Below are 14,557 nucleotides of genomic sequence, written 5' to 3'. Positions count from 1 at the left end.
GCAGGCCGACGTCCTGATCTCACCGGTTCTGAACTCGACGCCACATCGGCCCGAGATTCACCAGTGGCTCTGGGTCCTTGCGCGGGAACAGCTCTCCGAACTCAAGGACGGCGACGAACGCTTCGGGAACGGGCTGCGTCTGAGGGCGCGCTGCCACCTCGAGCGCGCAGCCCGCCGTGTCGGCCAACTGCTCCAGCTCGGCGACGCTGGGCTCGGAGCGGCCCTCGAGCCAGTCCTCGATGAGGGAGCGGCTGACGCCCGAGACCCCGCTGAGCGCGGCCGTCGACATGCCGGAGATCCTGACGATCTCCGCGACCGCGTTCGTGCTCCTCATGTCGCGAGAGTACGGCCGGGGAGTGCCACGGAGCACGCGAGAACAGTCCCCTCAACTCCGCGCTTGACCTTGACGCAGCGTCAACCTTGCACGCTTCTCCTACCGGCCATCCGGCCGGGCTCACGGAGGAGGTCCCGATGCCCAACCTGTTCACCAAGCTCGTCGGCGACAAGGCGGAGTGGAAGCGGATGGAAGCGCGTGCCGACGCGCTGCCGCGCGACTACCGGGTCGTGTACGGCGAGCTGAAGCCCTACCTGTGGCGCACCGCCGGCGGTGTCGACACGGTGGCGGTCCTCGCCGACATCCTCGACCTCTTCGAGGCCAGCGCCGCGGAGGGCAAGGACGTCCTGGACGTCACCGGGATCGACCTGGCGGCGTTCTGCGACGCGCGCAGCGGCGGGGCGACGTCGTACCTGGACACCTGGCGCGCCGAGCTCAACGGCGACGTCGCGACGAAGCTGGACAAGTAGGGCGCCGTGCGATCCGACGCCATCGAGGTCACCGGCCTCACGAAGTCGTACGGCGACCTCGCGGTCCTGCACGGTCTCGACCTCACGGTGCCGACCGGGACGGTGTACGCCCTGCTCGGCCCCAACGGCTCCGGCAAGACCACCACGGTCCGCATCCTGTCCACGCTGCTCGCGCCCGACGCGGGGCAGGCCGTCGTGGCGGGGTACGACGTGGCACGCGACCCTGACGGCGTACGCCGCAGCATCGGCGTGACGGGCCAGTTCTCGGCGATCGACGAGCTGCTGACCGGCCGGGAGAACCTCCGGCTGATGGCCGACCTCGCGCACCTGCCGAAGCAGGACGCCGCGGCCCGCGTCGATGAGCTGCTGGTCCGGTTCGACCTGACCGAGGCAGCAGACCGGCGGGCGGCGACGTACTCCGGCGGGATGAAACGGCGCCTCGATCTCGCGATGACCCTGGTCAGCCGGCCGCGGCTGATCTTCCTCGACGAGCCGACCACCGGGCTCGACCCGCGCAGCCGCCGCGACCTGTGGGAGATCGTGCGTGAGCTGCTCGCCGACGGGGTGACGATCTTCCTCACCACGCAGTACCTGGAGGAGGCCGACCAGCTCGCGCACACGGTCGGGCTGCTCGACGGCGGCCGCCTGGTCGCGGAGGGCACGCCCGCCGAGCTGAAGGCGCAGGCCGGTGGAGCGACCCTCGACGAGGTGTTCCTGGCCCTGACCGGCCACCCCGTCACGACCGAGGAGAAGGAGACGGTCCGATGAGCACGATGACGTACGCCGCCCGCGACTCGGCCACGATGCTGCGGCGCAACCTGCGGCACATGGTCCGCTACCCGTCGCTGACCCTGATGCTGATCGCGCAGCCCGTGCTCTTCCTGATGCTGTTCGTCTACGTCTTCGGGGGCACCCTGGGCGCCGGCCTGCCCGGGGGCGGGGGGCGGGAGGACTACCTGGCCTACATCGCCCCGGCGATCCTGCTCATCACCGTCGCCTCGGTCGCGCTCAGCACCGCGATCCACATCGCCAAGGACGCCACCGAGGGGATCATCGACCGGTTCCGGACGATGCCGATCGCGAAGTCCTCGGTGCTCACCGGGCACGTCCTCGCCGCGCTCGTGCAGACCGCGGTGGCCGTCGCCGTCGTCCTGGCGGTCGCGGTGCTGCTGGGCTACCGCCCCGACACCGGCGTCGCCGGCTGGCTCGGCGCGGTCGGGATCCTGGCGCTGCTCGCCCTCGCGCTCACCTGGCTGTGCGTCGCGCTCGGCCTGGCCGCCGGCAGCGTCGAGACCGCGAGCAACACCCCGATGTTCCTGATGCTGCTGCCGTTCATCTCCAGCGCGTTCGTGCCCACCGACTCCATGCCGGCGGGGCTGGCCTGGATCGCCGAGAACCAGCCCTTCACCCCGATCATCGACACCCTCCGCGCGTGCCTCGAGGGTCGGGACCCGGGCGCCGACCTGTGGTGGGCCATCGGCTGGTGCGCGGTGATCACCGTGCTGTGCTTCGGGTGGGCGCGTCGCCTGTTCGCGCGGGTTCGGGCAGTCTGATCCGGTGTTGACCATCGGCCAGCTGGCGGCGTACGCCGGGGTGACCCCGCGCGCGGTCCGGCACTACCACCAGATCGGGCTGCTGCCCGAGCCCGAGCGGAACGCGTCGGGCTACCGCAGCTACGACGCGCGGGCGGTCATCGAGCTGATCCGGATCCGGACGCTGGCCGAGGCCGGCGTACCGCTGGTCCGCGTGCAGGAGCTGCTCGGCGCGAGCGAGGAGGAGTTCGCGGCGGCGGTGGCCGAGATCGACCGCCGGCTACGCGAGGAGGTCCGCGAGCTGCAGGAGCACCGGCGCCGGATCGCCCGGCTGGCCGCCGGCGACTCGCTCGCGCTGCCGCCGGAGGCGGTGGCGTACCTCGACCGGCTCCGGTCCAGCGGCGTCTCGCCTGCGCTGGTCGAGGGCGAACGGGACGGCTGGATCCTGCTCGCGGCCCGGTGGCCGGACCGGATGCCGGAGTTCATGGCCGACAAGATGACGCAGCTCGACGACCCGCGGACGCTGCGGATGTACCTGATGATGGCGGAGATCCACGAGCGCGGGATGGACGAGGACCGGCTGGCCACGCTGGCCGATCTGATGGCCGAGATGATGGACGAGGCCGCCGCCCGGGGAGACCTGGAGCGCCAGGAGAGCGGCGACGAGGCCTTCATCGAGCTGGTCGACTCCTTCGCCGTCGAGGCGCACCCGATGATCCGGCGCCTCCAGGAGCTGCTGGCCGAGCGCGGTTGGACCGGGTGGAGCCTTCTCGAACGGGCCGACGAGCCGAGTCGGCCGTAAGTTCTGCCGACTCGGCGCGCAAGTTCTGCCGACTCGGCATCGTGTTGTTGGGCGATGCGGAAGGTGGGCGGGTCGTCCTACGGTGGCGGAGGGCCCGGCCGGGGCCCGTGGAGGCCTCGACCGGTCCGTCACCTACGACCGAGGAGGCAGTCGATGTTCATCCAGATGATCCAAGGTTCCTGCACCCGGCAGGACGAGGCCCACGAGCTGCTCGACGAGTGGCGCCGCGACCTGGCGCCCGGCGCCGCCGGCTGGCTCGGGGGCACGTACGGCTTCACCGACGACGGCCAGCTGATGGGGGTCGTGCGGTTCGAGTCCCGCGAGGCGGCGATGGCGAACTCGGCGCGTCCCGAGCAGGGCGCCTGGGCCGAGCGGCTGACCGCCCTGATGGACGGGCCGCTCGAGTTCCACGACTGCGACGACGTGACGCTGCTGTTCGACGGCGGATCCGACGAGGCCGGGTTCGTGCAGATCATCCGCGGCCGGGTCGACGACCCGTCGCGGCTGAAGGCGATGCTGGCCGACACCACCACCCTGCACGAGATGCGGCCGGAGATCCTCGGCGGGACCCTCGCGATCGAGGCGGACGGGAGGTTCATCGAGACCGTCGCGTTCACCAGCGAGGACGCCGCGCGGCAGGGCGAGCGCATGGAGCCGCCCGCGGAGGTACGACGCGAGCTGGAGTACGCGATGAAGGGCGCGAGCTTCTACGACCTGCACCACCCGTGGTTCGACAGCGCCTGATCGGAGGTTCGGCTCAGTCGATCACCCCGCAGAGCACCCGGTTGCCGGCGTCGCCCGTCGCGAGCGTCGCCGCATCGGGTCCGGCGATGCCGCCGGCCGAGTAGCGGGTCGGGATGTTCGCGTAGTTGTCGCGACCGCCGTGGATCATCACGGCGGAGCCGTCGTCCGCCTTCAGCTCGGCGAGCGTGAACCGGTCCGTGGTGAACCAGATCCGCGCCGCGCCGTACTCGTCGGCGAGGAGCGAGGGCAGGTCGCCGTCGTGGTCGCCGTGGCTGCCGCCGCTCCCGACGTAGTGACCGCCGGCGCTCGTGAAGGGACCGTTCGGGGCGGCCGGGTCGCAGATCCCGGTCGTGTGCACGTGGAAGCCGTGGAAGCCCGGGGTCAGCGAGCCCACCGTCCCCGTCACCTCGATCACGCCGCCCCGCTGACGCATCTTGACCTTCCCCACCCGGGTCCCGGCCACGTCGTACATGCCCACCGTGAGGGACTTGCCGTGTCCGTGATGACCGTGATGGCCGTGGTGCTGCCCGGGACCGTTCCCGCTCGCCTGGACCGCCCCGGTCGTCGCCACCGCTCCGGCAGCGACCAGCAGGGCGGCGGCCAGCGTGGCCGACGTCGTCCTCCGCATGTGTCTCACCTCGTCCGCGTGCCTTGGCCGGGTGCCCGACGGGGGTCGGGCGACGGCCCGGCGTGGTCCGGCCGTGAGCGCCGACACCCGCCCGGCACGCACGCGAGCGGTCGCGGCGCGGGGAGTTCACAGTCCTTCGACCATGTGCTCGACCCGCGGGGGTGTCAACCACCAGATTGACCAATCGCCCGTCCGTGGGGCGGGAACGTTGCGGGTGCTCGTGCGGGTCCGGCGGCGTACGCCGTCCTACCTCCTCACCGCGAACTTCGCAGTCCCGGCGCTGGCCCTGACCTGCTTGTTGCCCAGATACCTCACCGACACCGTGTACGTGCCGCGGTAGGCGGTCTTCGCCTTCTTGCCGGTGGCCTTGGTCTTCTTGGCCACCAGGCGCGCGAACCTCGCGACCGTCAGTCTCACCGCACCCGCGGCCGGAACACCGACCGTCCTGGACACGATGGTCTTCGTGCCCTTCGTGATGGTGACCACCGCCGTACCGGCCAGCGGGCGGGTCGCCGTCACCGTCGCGGTGACCGTGACCTTGGCGGCCTTCTTCGCCACCTTCACCTTCAGCGCCCTCGTCGACGAGGACACCGGCGGCACCACCACCGGGGGCGCCACCACGGGCGGGACCGTCACCCCCACCGAGGACGAGGACACCGTCGCCTCCCCGGTCTTGGCGGCGGTGGAGCGGTAGGAGATCGTCCTGCCCACCATGCCCGCGGTCACCACCAGCTGAGCGCCTGCGGGCCCGCTACCGGCGACGGGGGCGTCGTCGACCAGCCACTGGCTCTGCACCGACTCCGGTTCGGCCGAGAACGTGCCATCGACCCCGCTGAGCACCGATCCGACCTTCACCGCACCGTGAACCTGCGGCAGCTCCGCGGGCAACAGCTTCGCGATCACCACCGCACCGGTGGTCAGCGTCGGCGCCTCCCACTGGCCGAGCACGAACTGCGTCATCGGCCGCCCGTTCAGCCCCGGCGGCACCTGATCCGGGGCTCCGGGAAGCCCGTTCCAGTGGTGAATAGCGCGATCGCGATCCACGATCCCGAACTCGGAGCCGTAGCCTCCGTTCGCGAGGAGCACCGGCTCCACACCTGCGAACTCCTCCTCCGCTCCTGGGTTGCCCGGAGCCACCAGCGTGTTGTCGGCCAGCAACGCCAACACCCCCGAGGCGCTGGCGGCGATGGCCTTCACGTTGCCCTGCTGCTGCATCGAGGCGGGCAGTTCCGGGGATCCGCCCCAGCTCACCACGGTCCCCTCCTCGGTCAAGGCGTAGGCCGTCGATCCGTCGGCCACGACCGCGGTCGCCCGCAGCCCGTCCGGGACGTCGGTGATCCCCTGCACGTTGCGGCCCCACGCCACGACCGACCCGTCGCGCTTCAGCGCGATCCCCGCGGTGTAGCTGAGCGCGAGCTGCACGACGTCGCTCAACCCCGCCGGAACCGCCCGCGGGGAGAAGGAGAGCGCACAGGTCGCACCCCACATCAGCACCCGCCCGTCCCGGGTCACCGCCCCCGCGCACGGACCGAACGCGGCGATCTGGGCGACCTTGGCCTCGGTCACCACCGGGGGGACCGCACGCAGGGTCCACTCGTCCTTGCCCCACCCGACGACCCGACCATCGGCGGTCAACGCGAGGCCGGCATCGATCGGCATCACCACCTGGGTGACCGCGACCCCGGACAGCCACGCCGGCACCGTTGTCGCCTGGCCGGGTTCGCCGCTCCACACCACCAGCTCGCCGGCCTGTGCCAGCGACACCGCCTTCCCCGGAACCGACAACGGCGTCGTCTCGACGGGATCCGGCTCCGCCCCCACCGGCGCCACGCCCGTCGTACCGAGCAGCAACACCACCGAGGCGGCCAGCCCACCCCGCGCCCACCGTCCGCGCATGATCACTCCTCAGCGGCCGAGCCGTTCGAACCGTCACCACGTGACGTCCGCCACACGGTAGGCGCCGGATCTCCCTCCCGATGCGGTGCGCGCCGAGCCCTCAACGCCCCTGGGCCCGGAACTTGTCACCGGCATCACAAGAACCGTTACCTGTCGCTCGTCCGGACCGGCCCGGTGGACCTCAGCCCTCGGTCGGCGGCGCGCAAGTTCTGCCGACTCGGCGCGCAAGTTCTGCCGACTCGGCGGGCAGCGAGCTCGATCGGCGTCCGCGGGGACGGTTCGGGTGTCCGGTTATCGGGCATGGGGTCGGGGTTGCGCCCACCCCCGGACCCCGAGTCACCGACCCCAGGAGCAGTAGATGTCGCAGGCAGCACCGACGCAGACCCAGGAGCGCGGGCTGGCCCGGTTCGCCCAACGCAGTGCCGCGTGGACCGAGAAGTGGTTCCCCGACGCCTACGTGTTCGCCCTGGCCGGCGTCTTCGTGGTGACCGTCGCGGCCCTGCTCAACGGCTCCAGCCCGAAGACCGTGGCCAACGCGTTCGGCGGCGGCTTCTGGGACCTGACCGCGTTCACCCTGCAGATGGCGATGGTGGTGCTGACCGGCTACATCGTCGCCACCTCGCCGCCCGTCGCGCGGCTGATCCTGCGGATCGCCACGGTCCCGTCCACCCCGCGCGGCGCCGTCGCGTTCGTCGCGCTGCTCTCGTGCCTGGTCTCGATGGTGAACTGGGGCCTCAGCCTGGTCTTCTCCGGGCTGCTCGCCCGCGCGATCGCACGCCGCCCGGACCTGCGCGCGGACTACCGGGCGCTCGGCGCGGCGGCGTACCTCGGCCTCGGGGCGGTGTGGGCGCTCGGCCTCTCCTCCTCGGCGGCCCAGCTGCAGGCGACCCCGGAGTCGCTGCCGCCCGAGCTGCTGGAGATCACCGGGGTGCTCGACTTCGGCGCCACCATCCTGACCTGGCAGTCGCTGCTGATGGCGGCGATCCTGATCGCGCTCAGTGTCGCCGTGGCGTGGGCGTCCGCTCCGCGCGGCGAGGCGGTCAAGACCGCCGAGGACCTGGGCGTCGACCTCGACGACACCGTGCCGCCGACCCCGGTGCGCACCCGGCCCGGCGAGTGGCTGGAGCACTCGCGGATCCTGCCGGGCTTCCTCGGTCTGATCACCCTCGTGTGGCTGGTCTGGCAGTTCGTCGACCTGCCGGTGCTCACCGTGCTGAGCAGCCTCAACGCCTACCTGCTGGTGTTCCTGGTCCTCGGCCTGGTGCTGCACGGCACCCCGCGGGCGTTCCTCGACGCCACCGCCAAGGCCGTCCCCGCGACAGCCGGGGTCCTCGTCCAGTTCCCCCTGTACGCCGCCATGGCCGCGATCCTCACCCGGGCCGAGGGTCGCGGCGGGATGACGGTCTCCGAGCACCTCGCCGACCTGTTCACCGGCATCGGCAGCAGCGGCGGCTTCGCCGTGGTCATCGCGCTCTACACCGCGCTGCTCGGGATCCTGGTGCCCTCGGGTGGCGGCAAGTGGCTGGTCGAGGCGCCGTACGTCATGCAGTCGGCCACCGACGTGCAGATGAACCTGGGCTGGACGGTGCAGATCTACAACGCCGCCGAGGCGCTGCCGAACCTGGTCAACCCGTTCTTCATGCTGCCGCTGCTGGCCGTGCTCGGCCTGCGGGCGCGCGACCTGGTCGGCTTCACGTTCCTGCAGTTCCTCTTCCACCTGCCGGTGGTCCTGCTGCTGCTCTGGCTGCTCGGCATGACCTTCGACTACGAGCCACCGGTCATGCCCTAGGGGCAGCCCGGTGCTGCCACCGGGCCTGCGCGGCCGAGAGGGCCAGGGTGACGGCGCCGGTGCCGAGGCCGACGACGGTCCAGGGCCGCCGGACACCGCGCGCCTCGAGTCGGCGCGCCGCCGCCCGGGTCGCCCGGCGGCCGCCGACCGATCCGATGGTCCCGGCGGCGATCGCCGCGGCGGCGACGACCGGGCGCACCTCGGTCTCGGCGCCCGGCTCGCCCGGCTCGTCCGACTCCTGCTCCGCCGGCGCGCGCCACTCGAGCAGGACGGCGGCACCCGTCGCCGCGGCGAGGACGACCGCCCGCGCCGTACGACGGGTCAGCGGGCGCGAGGTGTAGTCGGGGACGGCCAGCCACGCGGCGGTGGCCACGGCCTGGAGGACCTGCTCGGCGGGACGGAAGGTACGGGAGGAGCTCACGACTCCCAGGTCTACCAGGTGGGCCGGAGCCTTCCCCCGCGTCCGCCCGCCGTCGTACCGTCGCGCCACCCGGCCGAGCGCGCCGGCCGTGAGGGGGTCAGATGAGCGAGCGCACCATCGGCGTCGTGGGCGGCGGGATCGTCGGCCTCGCCGTCGCCCGCGAGCTGACCCTGCGTCACCCCGGCACCCGGGTCGTCGTGCTGGAGAAGGAGGACCGGCTCGGCGCGCACCAGACCGGGCACAACTCCGGCGTGGTCCATGCCGGGATCTACTACCGCCCCGGCAGCCTGAAGGCGCAGCTGTGCACGCGGGGCCGCGCGCTGCTGAAGGAGTACGCCGCCGAGCGCGGGCTGCCGTACGACGAGTGCGGCAAGCTCGTCGTCGCGGTCGATCCGGCCGAGCTGGGCCGGTTCGAGGCGCTGGAGCGGACCGCCACCGAGAACGGCGTGCCCGGCCTGCGCCGGATCGAGGGCCGCGACATCACCGACGTGGAGCCGCACGCCGCCGGGCTGGTGGCCCTGCACTCGCCGGTCACCGCCATCACCGACTACGTCGCGGTCGCGGCGGCGTACGGGCGCGACGTGGAGGCGGCCGGCGGCGAGGTGCGCCTGGCGACGACGGTCACCGGCGTACGCCGCGGGGTCGGCGGGGTGGAGGTCACGACCGACCGCGGACCGCACCGCTTCGACCGCCTCGTGGTGTGCGGCGGCCTGGAGTCCGACCGGCTCGGCCGGCTGGTCGGCGGCCCGTCGACGCCGCGGATCGTGCCGTTCCGGGGCGAGTACATGAGCGTCGTCGCGGCCAAGCGCGAGCACGTCCGCGGCATGATCTACCCGGTCCCCGACCCGCGCTACCCGTTCCTCGGGGTGCACTTCACCCGCCGCGTCGACGGTGGTCTCGAGGTCGGGCCGAACGCGTTCCTGGCGCTGAGCCGGCAGGCGTACGGACGGCTGAGCTTCTCCGCGCGCGACCTCGGCGACACCCTGGGCTTCCCCGGCTTCTGGCGGTTCGCGGGCGAGCACTGGCGCACGGGCGTCACCGAGGCGCGCGGGGTGCTCTCGAAGCGGGCGTACATGCGGTCCGCCCAGCGCTACGTCCCCGGCATCGAGGCGTCCGACGTGGTCCGCAGCGGCCTCGGCCTGCGCGCCCAGGCGCTCGAGCGCGACGGCTCGCTGGTCGACGACTTCGTCATCCAGCAGTCCGACGGGGTCACCAGCGTGCGCAACGCACCCTCGCCCGCGGCGACCTCCAGCCTCGCCATCGCGGAGCACGTCGTCGCGCAGATGGGGCTCTAGCCGTCCGGGGCCGGAGGCCGCGGGACGAGATCGGCGAGGTGCTCGGGTGCCCGGCGGCAGTAGCCGTCGGTGAGCAGCTCGGCGAGCTCCTCCCAGTCGGTGCCGTCGTCGAGCAGCAGGCCCACGACGTCGCGGCCGTAGCCGGCCCGGAAGTACGGCGGACCCAGGTGCTGGAACGCCATCACCTCGTCGGGGTCGGCGTGGAAGACGATCCGGAACAGCTGGTCCTCGCCGCCGAACACGTGCGCGACGCTGGTGGACCCCACCTTCCACTGGACGCCGACCCACGCGTCGACGCGCCGGCACTCGGGCAGCACCTCGAGCACGGCGCCGATCCGGCGTACCCACTCCTCGGGAACCTCGGGACGCACAGCCACAACACGACATGATGACGCCCAGGACCGACAGTCCGCTCGGGGGCCGCCCCGGGCGGTACGACGACGAGGAGCAGCACCGATGACCATCAGCCTCGAGGAACGTCAGCAGGCCGCCCGCGGGTCGGTCGGCTCGCTCCTCGCCACCACGGTCGCGATCCTGTGGGCGCGGCTGTGGCGGGCGAAGCTGCGCTACGACCCCGCGACGCAGCTGGTCGTCGCCACCGGGATGGTCTCCGGATTCGCGCGCGCCGGCACCACGGTCGGCGGGGTGTTCCTCACCCGCCGCGAGCCGAGCGCCGCGCTGCTGCGGCACGAGGCCGTGCACGCCGACCAGTGGGCGCGCCACGGCCTGACCTTCCCGGTCCGCTACCTGGTCGAGGAGGTCGGCCGTCCCGGCCGGATGAACCGCTTCGAGGTCGAGGCCGGCTTGAAGGACGGCGGCTACCCGCAGTAGGTCGGCGTACGCCGGGCCCGGCTGTAACGCGGTGTCCACCGACCTGGTGCGGTGTCGCAGCACCGCACCAGTCCGGCGAACACCGCGTTACAGCGCGGCCGGCGGCGGACGGCTCAGCCGGCGTACGCCGTCAGGCGCGCTTGCGGTCGCGCAGGACCCCGCCGCCGAAGAGCGCCCAGGCGATCAGCACCGGCTGGAAGAACAGCCGGACGAACCGCTTGGTGTCCGTGTCGAGGCCGAAGGCGTCGGTGTGCTCGGCGTACTGGGCGATGTTGCCCGGGAAGATCACCACGAAGAACGCCGCCAGCATCGCGCCGACGGTGCGCTTGTGCTTCGGCAGCGCGACGAACGCGGCGCCGAGGCCGATCTCGACGGCGCCGGAGGCGAGCACGACGGTGTCGGCGTCGACCGGGAACCAGTCGGGGACCTGGGCCTGGAACTCCTCCCGGGCGGTCGTCAGGTGGGTGACGCCGGCGAAGGTCATGATCGAGCCGAGGGCGACACGGGCGGTCGTGCGGGCGAGGGACATGTCAGCAGCGTAGGCAGGTCAGGAAGGATGGGGCCATGGCCGGCGCGCATTCCCACCGACGAGACAGGCGCGCGACCGTCCCTCACGGGCACGGCCACGGCCACGGCGACGCGCCCGACGTGCCGGTCACCCGCGGTGCCCGCGCCGTCCTGCTGGGCTTCCTCGGCCTGGTCGGGCTCGCGACGCTGGTCGGGGTCTGGGTGCTGTGGCCCGCGGGCGACGAGGTCGACAAGCTGGCCGACTCGGTGCCGTTCGCGGCGGAGGGGGTGACCTTCCCGGCCGCCGAGGTCGTCGAGGTCGAGCCCGCGTGCGCGGAGGGCGACGACGGGTCGGCGTGCGGGCAGATCGTGGTGGACGTCGACGGCGAGCCGACCCGGCTGACCGTGCCGCCGCAGGTGCTCGCGTCGGACCTGACGACGGGCGACGACGTACGCCTGGTCCGCACGCCGGGCGCCGAGGGCGAGCCGGCCCGCGTGAGCTGGTTCGGCGTCGAGCGGACCAGCCCGATCTGGCTGCTGGGCGGCCTCTTCGTGCTGGTGGTGGTCGCGGTCGCGCGCCTGCGCGGCGTGCTCGCCCTCGTCGGACTGGTGTTCGCGGGGCTGGTGCTGTGGCAGTTCGTGCTGCCCGCGCTGCTGGTCGGGGAGTCCGCGGTGGCGGTCGGCCTGGTCGGCTCCGCCGCGATCCTGTACGTCGTCCTGTACACCACCCACGGCTTCTCGATCCGCACCAGCGCGGCCCTCGCCGGCACCCACGTCGGCGTCCTGCTGACGGTCCTCCTGGGCTGGCTGGCCGTCGGGGCCACCCGGCTGACCGGCGTCGCCGACGAGGGCGCCAACACGCTCACCACCTTCGCGCCGGGCCTGGACTTCACCGGCCTGCTGACCTGCGCGGTGATCATCGCGGGACTGGGCGTGCTCAACGACGTCACCATCACCCAGTCCTCCGCGGTGTGGGAGCTGCGGGCCGCCGCGCCGGGGATGTCGCGCGCGACCGTCTTCGCCAGCGCGATGCGGATCGGGCGCGACCACATCGCGTCCACGATCTACACGATCGTCTTCGCGTACGCCGGCACCGCGCTCACCGTCCTGCTCGTGCTGCAGCTCTACGGCCTCCCGGTCGCCGACCTGCTCGCCACCGAGGAGATCGCCCAGGAGGTCGTCCGCACGCTGGCGACCAGCATCGGCCTCGTCCTCGCCGTCCCGGTCACGACGGCCATCGCGGCCGTGACCGTGCCGGCGGGCCTTGCTAACAAAGATTAAGGCCCTTTAGAGTTCTAAGGGTGAGTCTGACCGAGCGCGAGCGCGAGATCGTGGCCCTGCTGCGCCGCGACCCGCTGCTGAACTCCGAGGGGATCGCCGACGCGCTCGGCACCACCCGGGCCGCCGTCAACGTGCACCTGTCGAACCTCGGCAAGAAGGGTGCGATCCTCGGCCGCGGCTACGTCCTCGGCGACGGGCCGTCCGTCGTCGTGGTCGGTGGCGCCAACATGGACGTCAAGGCACGCAGCGCCCGGAAGGCCCGGCCCGGCACCAGCAACCCCGGCAGCTCCTCGTTCGCGCCGGGCGGCGTCGGCCGCAACGTCGCCGAGAACCTCGCCCGCCTCGGCACCCGGACCCACCTGGTCGCCGCCGTCGGTGCCGACCCGCTCGGCGACCAGGTCCTCGCGGCGACCTCGGACGCCGGCGTCCGCGTCGAGCACGTACGCCGCAGCCCGCACGGCACCGGCACCTACACCGCGGTCCTCGACGCCGACGGCGAGCTCGTCGTGGCCGTCTCCGACATGCGCGCGACCGACGAGCTGGCCCCCGCGGACGTCGGCGCGGCCCGCGACCTCGTGGCCGCCGCTTCGCTCGTGGTGCTCGACGGCAACCTCGCCGCGCCCACCCTCGCCTATGCGCTCGACCTGGCCGCGGCGGCCGGTGTCCGGGTCGTCCTGGAGCCGGTGAGCGTGCCGAAGGCCGAGCCGCTGCGCGCGCTGCTCGACCCGGGTCGTCCGGTGTACGCCGTCACCCCCAACCGCGACGAGCTCGGCGCCCTCACCGGCCGGCCCGTCAGGACCGAGAGCCAGCTGGCCGGCGCCGTCGACGACCTGCACGCGCGCGGGGCGTCGTACGTCTGGGTGCGGCTGGGGGAGCGCGGCTCGCTGCTCAGCGGCCCCGACGGCCGGACCGAGCTCGCCGCGGTGCCGGCCCCCGAGGTCGTCGACGTGACCGGCGCCGGCGACGCCATGCTCGCCGCCTTCTGCCACGCCGTGCTGGCCGGCGAGGGCGAGGCCGAGGCGGCGGCGTACGGCCACGCCGCGGCGGCGCTCACCATCGCCGGCACCCACACCGTCCGTCCGGATCTCACCGACCGCCTCGTCAGGAGACACGCATGACCCACCCGCTGCTGAACGTCACCGACGAGGTCGCCGCCGCGCTGCGCGACGGCCGCCCGGTGGTCGCACTGGAGAGCACGATCATCAGCCACGGGATGCCGTACCCGCAGAACGTCGCGATGGCCACCGAGGTCGAGGGCATCGTGCGCGAGCACGGCGCCGTCCCGGCGACCATCGCGGTCCTCGACGGCGTCCCCCGGATCGGTCTCTCGGCCGACGACCTCGAGCTGCTGGCCAGCCACGGCGACGTCACGAAGGTGAGCGTGCGCGACCTGCCGTACGTCGTCGCCCGTCGCCTGCACGGCGCCACCACCGTCGCCGCGACCATGCGGCTCGCGGCGCTGGCCGGCATCAAGGTGTTCGTCACCGGGGGTCTCGGCGGCGTGCACCGCGGCGCCCAGCAGACCTTCGACGTCAGCGCCGACCTCACCGAGCTCGGCAGCACCGACGTCGCCGTGGTGAGCGCCGGCGTGAAGAGCATCCTCGACATCGGCCTCACCCTGGAGACCCTCGAGACGCTGGGCGTGCCGGTGCTGGTCGACGGGAGCGACGAGTTCCCGTCCTTCTACTCCCGCTCCAGCGGGCACGCCGCCCCGATGCGGGTCGACGGTCCCGAGCAGATCGCCGCCGTGATGCGGGCCAAGTGGGACCTCGGCCTCGGGGGCGGCCTCGTCGTCGCCCACCCGATCCCCGCCGAGGATGAGATCCCGGCCGAGGAGATCGGCGGGATCATCGACCGGGCACTCGCCGACATGGACGCGCTGGGCATCCACGGCAAGGACGCGACGCCGTACCTGCTGGGCCGGATCGTGGAGATCACCGGCGGCACCAGCCTCACCGCCAACATCGCGCTCGTGCGCGCCAACGCGCGGCTCGGCGCCGCCGTGGCGGTGGCGTACGCCGGCTGAT

General features: G+C 72.9%; 17 protein-coding genes. 11 read left to right on the top strand and 6 right to left on the bottom strand.

The features are described 5' to 3' along the window. Positions 1-19: 19 nt before the first annotated feature. Positions 20-334 carry a helix-turn-helix transcriptional regulator gene (locus VMF51_RS13510; protein WP_325474964.1) on the bottom strand — a complete coding sequence of 105 codons (315 nt, stop codon included), beginning with the start codon at positions 332-334 and terminating at the stop codon, positions 20-22. Between the two features lie 137 nt (positions 335-471). On the opposite strand from VMF51_RS13510, the gene VMF51_RS13505 reads away from it, so the two are divergent. The 5 genes from VMF51_RS13505 to VMF51_RS13485 all read left to right on the top strand — a co-directional run bounded on the left by VMF51_RS13505 (position 472) and on the right by VMF51_RS13485 (position 3,882). Continuing rightward, complete coding sequence (locus VMF51_RS13505; RefSeq protein ID WP_325474963.1) at positions 472-804, top strand: DUF1048 domain-containing protein; 333 nt, start codon at positions 472-474, stop codon at positions 802-804. Positions 805-810: 6 nt separating this feature from the next. Further along, on the top strand, positions 811-1,572 hold the full coding sequence (locus VMF51_RS13500; protein ID WP_325474962.1) for an ABC transporter ATP-binding protein: 762 nt from the start codon (positions 811-813) through the stop codon (positions 1,570-1,572). Next, on the top strand, positions 1,569-2,357 hold the full coding sequence (locus VMF51_RS13495) for an ABC transporter permease (RefSeq protein ID WP_325474961.1): 789 nt from the start codon (positions 1,569-1,571) through the stop codon (positions 2,355-2,357). Before VMF51_RS13500 ends, VMF51_RS13495 begins: the two co-directional genes overlap by 4 nt. 4 nt (positions 2,358-2,361) lie before the next feature. Further along, entirely contained in the window at positions 2,362-3,138 is a 777-nt protein-coding gene (locus tag VMF51_RS13490) for a MerR family transcriptional regulator (protein WP_325474960.1), read from the top strand. Between the two features lie 165 nt (positions 3,139-3,303). Next, complete coding sequence (locus tag VMF51_RS13485) at positions 3,304-3,882, top strand: hypothetical protein (RefSeq protein ID WP_325474959.1); 579 nt, start codon at positions 3,304-3,306, stop codon at positions 3,880-3,882. A gap of 13 nt (positions 3,883-3,895) precedes the next feature. On the opposite strand, the gene VMF51_RS13480 is transcribed toward VMF51_RS13485, so the two are convergent. Then, on the bottom strand, positions 3,896-4,510 hold the full coding sequence (locus VMF51_RS13480) for a superoxide dismutase family protein (RefSeq protein ID WP_325474958.1): 615 nt from the start codon (positions 4,508-4,510) through the stop codon (positions 3,896-3,898). A gap of 246 nt (positions 4,511-4,756) precedes the next feature. Beyond that, entirely contained in the window at positions 4,757-6,406 is a 1,650-nt protein-coding gene (locus tag VMF51_RS13475) for a hypothetical protein (protein ID WP_325474957.1), read from the bottom strand. A 358-nt stretch (positions 6,407-6,764) separates the two neighbouring features. Between VMF51_RS13475 and VMF51_RS13470 the strand changes: the two genes are divergently transcribed. Then, entirely contained in the window at positions 6,765-8,195 is a 1,431-nt protein-coding gene (locus tag VMF51_RS13470) for a short-chain fatty acid transporter (RefSeq protein ID WP_325474956.1), read from the top strand. On the opposite strand, the gene VMF51_RS13465 is transcribed toward VMF51_RS13470, so the two are convergent. Further along, positions 8,185-8,616 (bottom strand): hypothetical protein, encoded by a 432-nt coding sequence (locus VMF51_RS13465; RefSeq protein ID WP_325474955.1) that lies wholly within the window; start codon positions 8,614-8,616, stop codon positions 8,185-8,187. The two genes, VMF51_RS13470 and VMF51_RS13465, sit on opposite strands and share 11 nt — an antisense overlap. Positions 8,617-8,717: 101 nt before the next feature. Here VMF51_RS13465 and lhgO point away from each other — a divergent pair, with 101 nt between their 5' ends. Beyond that, on the top strand, positions 8,718-9,911 hold the full coding sequence (gene lhgO / locus VMF51_RS13460) for an L-2-hydroxyglutarate oxidase (RefSeq protein ID WP_325474954.1): 1,194 nt from the start codon (positions 8,718-8,720) through the stop codon (positions 9,909-9,911). Here lhgO and VMF51_RS13455 read toward each other — a convergent pair. Continuing rightward, complete coding sequence (locus VMF51_RS13455; RefSeq protein ID WP_325474953.1) at positions 9,908-10,288, bottom strand: MmcQ/YjbR family DNA-binding protein; 381 nt, start codon at positions 10,286-10,288, stop codon at positions 9,908-9,910. The two genes, lhgO and VMF51_RS13455, sit on opposite strands and share 4 nt — an antisense overlap. Positions 10,289-10,367: 79 nt before the next feature. Between VMF51_RS13455 and VMF51_RS13450 the strand changes: the two genes are divergently transcribed. Continuing rightward, positions 10,368-10,742, top strand: coding sequence for a hypothetical protein (locus tag VMF51_RS13450; RefSeq protein ID WP_325474952.1), 375 nt, complete (start codon positions 10,368-10,370; stop codon positions 10,740-10,742). A gap of 130 nt (positions 10,743-10,872) precedes the next feature. Here the strand turns inward: VMF51_RS13450 and VMF51_RS13445 are convergent, their stop codons facing one another. Beyond that, positions 10,873-11,271: a hypothetical protein gene (locus VMF51_RS13445; RefSeq protein WP_325474951.1), complete on the bottom strand. Its 399-nt coding sequence runs from the start codon at positions 11,269-11,271 to the stop codon at positions 10,873-10,875. Between the two features lie 35 nt (positions 11,272-11,306). On the opposite strand from VMF51_RS13445, the gene VMF51_RS13440 reads away from it, so the two are divergent. The 3 genes from VMF51_RS13440 to VMF51_RS13430 are packed head-to-tail and all read left to right on the top strand — an operon-like array spanning position 11,307 to position 14,556. Continuing rightward, on the top strand, positions 11,307-12,530 hold the full coding sequence (locus VMF51_RS13440) for a YibE/F family protein (RefSeq protein WP_325474950.1): 1,224 nt from the start codon (positions 11,307-11,309) through the stop codon (positions 12,528-12,530). Positions 12,531-12,550: 20 nt separating this feature from the next. Continuing rightward, positions 12,551-13,648, top strand: coding sequence for a PfkB family carbohydrate kinase (locus VMF51_RS13435; RefSeq protein ID WP_325474949.1), 1,098 nt, complete (start codon positions 12,551-12,553; stop codon positions 13,646-13,648). Continuing rightward, positions 13,645-14,556 carry a pseudouridine-5'-phosphate glycosidase gene (locus VMF51_RS13430; RefSeq protein WP_325474948.1) on the top strand — a complete coding sequence of 304 codons (912 nt, stop codon included), beginning with the start codon at positions 13,645-13,647 and terminating at the stop codon, positions 14,554-14,556. The genes VMF51_RS13435 and VMF51_RS13430 overlap by 4 nt, the downstream gene beginning before the upstream one ends. Position 14,557 lies beyond the last annotated feature (1 nt).

It is taken from the genome of Nocardioides sp. (genome assembly GCF_035503875.1).
GTDB lineage: Bacteria > Actinomycetota > Actinomycetes > Propionibacteriales > Nocardioidaceae > Nocardioides.
The sequence above is the reverse complement of the archived record's forward strand: the minus strand, read 5'-3'. Positions and strand labels throughout refer to the sequence as shown.

What these genes read in the sequence shown, in the direction of transcription:
- VMF51_RS13450 (WP_325474952.1), top strand. Translation starts at nt 10,368, where the DNA reads ATGACCATCAGCCTCGAGGAACGTCAGCAGGCCGCCCGCGGGTCGGTC.
- VMF51_RS13495 (WP_325474961.1), top strand. Translation starts at nt 1,569, where the DNA reads ATGAGCACGATGACGTACGCCGCCCGCGACTCGGCCACGATGCTGCGG.
- VMF51_RS13470 (WP_325474956.1), top strand. Translation starts at nt 6,765, where the DNA reads ATGTCGCAGGCAGCACCGACGCAGACCCAGGAGCGCGGGCTGGCCCGG.
- VMF51_RS13480 (WP_325474958.1), bottom strand. Translation starts at nt 4,510, where the DNA reads ATGCGGAGGACGACGTCGGCCACGCTGGCCGCCGCCCTGCTGGTCGCT.
- VMF51_RS13475 (WP_325474957.1), bottom strand. Translation starts at nt 6,406, where the DNA reads ATGCGCGGACGGTGGGCGCGGGGTGGGCTGGCCGCCTCGGTGGTGTTG.
- VMF51_RS13505 (WP_325474963.1), top strand. Translation starts at nt 472, where the DNA reads ATGCCCAACCTGTTCACCAAGCTCGTCGGCGACAAGGCGGAGTGGAAG.
- VMF51_RS13510 (WP_325474964.1), bottom strand. Translation starts at nt 334, where the DNA reads ATGAGGAGCACGAACGCGGTCGCGGAGATCGTCAGGATCTCCGGCATG.
- VMF51_RS13430 (WP_325474948.1), top strand. Translation starts at nt 13,645, where the DNA reads ATGACCCACCCGCTGCTGAACGTCACCGACGAGGTCGCCGCCGCGCTG.
- lhgO (WP_325474954.1), top strand. Translation starts at nt 8,718, where the DNA reads ATGAGCGAGCGCACCATCGGCGTCGTGGGCGGCGGGATCGTCGGCCTC.
- VMF51_RS13445 (WP_325474951.1), bottom strand. Translation starts at nt 11,271, where the DNA reads ATGTCCCTCGCCCGCACGACCGCCCGTGTCGCCCTCGGCTCGATCATG.
- VMF51_RS13440 (WP_325474950.1), top strand. Translation starts at nt 11,307, where the DNA reads ATGGCCGGCGCGCATTCCCACCGACGAGACAGGCGCGCGACCGTCCCT.
- VMF51_RS13485 (WP_325474959.1), top strand. Translation starts at nt 3,304, where the DNA reads ATGATCCAAGGTTCCTGCACCCGGCAGGACGAGGCCCACGAGCTGCTC.